Raw genomic sequence first — 1,384 nt, forward strand, 5'->3', positions numbered from 1 at the left:
AACGCCAAGATCGCTGAACTCGCGGGCCGTGACCCGGGAGCATTTGCCGCTGACCCGATGGTTATCGAGGTCAAGGAAGCAGGCGGAGGCGGCCTTGAGACTTCAGTTGCCGGAGCGAACCCCCAGTACCTTGAGATTGAAAAACGGCTCGATGTAATTGAGAAGAAGATCGAATTTGCAGACGCAGAGATTGCCCAGAGGGTGGGCAGGAAGATCGGACGCGACATAGGCATCCTCTATGGCCTTGTAGCAGGGCTCATCGTCTTCATCATGCTGCTTATGCTCCTTCCGAAAATTAGTATGCTCTAAGTGAGGTGTTCCAACTATGTTCAGGTTTGAGAAAGAACAGACCGTTCTCGACTTTAATGGAATCAAGATCGGTGGACAGCCAGGCGAATACCCAAGGGTACTCGGCGCATCCATCTTTTACAACAAGCACGAGACCGTGCTTGACGATCACACAGGAAAGATTGACAAACCAAAGGCAGAAGCGCTCTGGAACCGCTGTATGGAGTTGTACGATATCACCGGCAACCCATACTTCATCCAGATTATCGCCGAATATGGCGAGGCGTTCGAGAGCTATTTCAGCTGGTTTGACAGTATCGACAACAAGACCCCCTTCCTGATGGACTCATCAGCACCATCGGCACTTGCCCATGCATGTGAGTACGTTACAGAAGTCGGCCTTGCTGACCGTGCAATCTACAACTCAATCAATGGTTCGATCCCGCAGGAGAACATCGACGCACTTGCTGCATCTGATGTCAACTCCGCGATCGTCCTCGCCTTCAACCCCGGCGACCCTTCAGTCGTCGGACGTGAGAAGGTGCTCGTTGAGGGAGGCGTTGCCGGTCAGGCAAAGGGAATGCTCCAGATCGCAGAAGAGGCAGGAATCACCCGGCCGATCCTCGACACTGCAGCAACCCCGCTCGGCATCGGCTCAGGCGGTTCATTCCGTGAGATCCTTGCATGCAAGGCAATTCACGGTCTCCCAACCGGTGGTGCATACCACAACATGACTGTGTCATGGACCTGGCTGAAGCGCTGGAGAAAGAGTGTCCTTGCCGAACAGTATGCAGGTAAGGATGTCCTCCTCGAACAGATGGCACATCACCACTTCGGTGGATTCGAGGGTATCAGGCAGACTGCATGGGCTGCACCTGACATCGGGTGCAACATCATGGCAATGACCCTTGGTGCCGATTTAATCATGTTCGGACCAATCGAGAATTGTGAAGGGATGGCAACGACTGCCGCATTCACCGACATCGTGCTTGCTGAGGCATGCCGTGAACTCGGTGGAGATGTGCAGGATCCAAACCACCCCATTATGAGACTCGTATAAAACGAGAATCATTGGTGGAAATTCATTCCACCCTTT

The 1,384-nt window shown here is 53.3% G+C and carries 2 protein-coding genes; both read left to right on the top strand.

All coding sequences use genetic code 11. The features are described from left to right. Positions 1 to 309, top strand: a 309-nt coding sequence (mtrG, locus tag QCH34_RS12690; RefSeq protein ID WP_300334670.1) for a tetrahydromethanopterin S-methyltransferase subunit MtrG, incomplete at its 5' end; no start/stop codon positions are given. A 16-nt stretch (positions 310 to 325) separates the two neighbouring features. After that, positions 326 to 1,348: a tetrahydromethanopterin S-methyltransferase subunit H gene (gene mtrH / locus QCH34_RS12695; protein WP_300334672.1), complete on the top strand. Its 1,023-nt coding sequence runs from the start codon at positions 326 to 328 to the stop codon at positions 1,346 to 1,348. Positions 1,349 to 1,384: the final 36 nt, after the last annotated feature.

Origin of the sequence: Methanocalculus sp., from assembly GCF_029762515.1 — an archaeon.
Taxonomy (GTDB): Archaea; Halobacteriota; Methanomicrobia; order Methanomicrobiales; family Methanocorpusculaceae; genus Methanocalculus.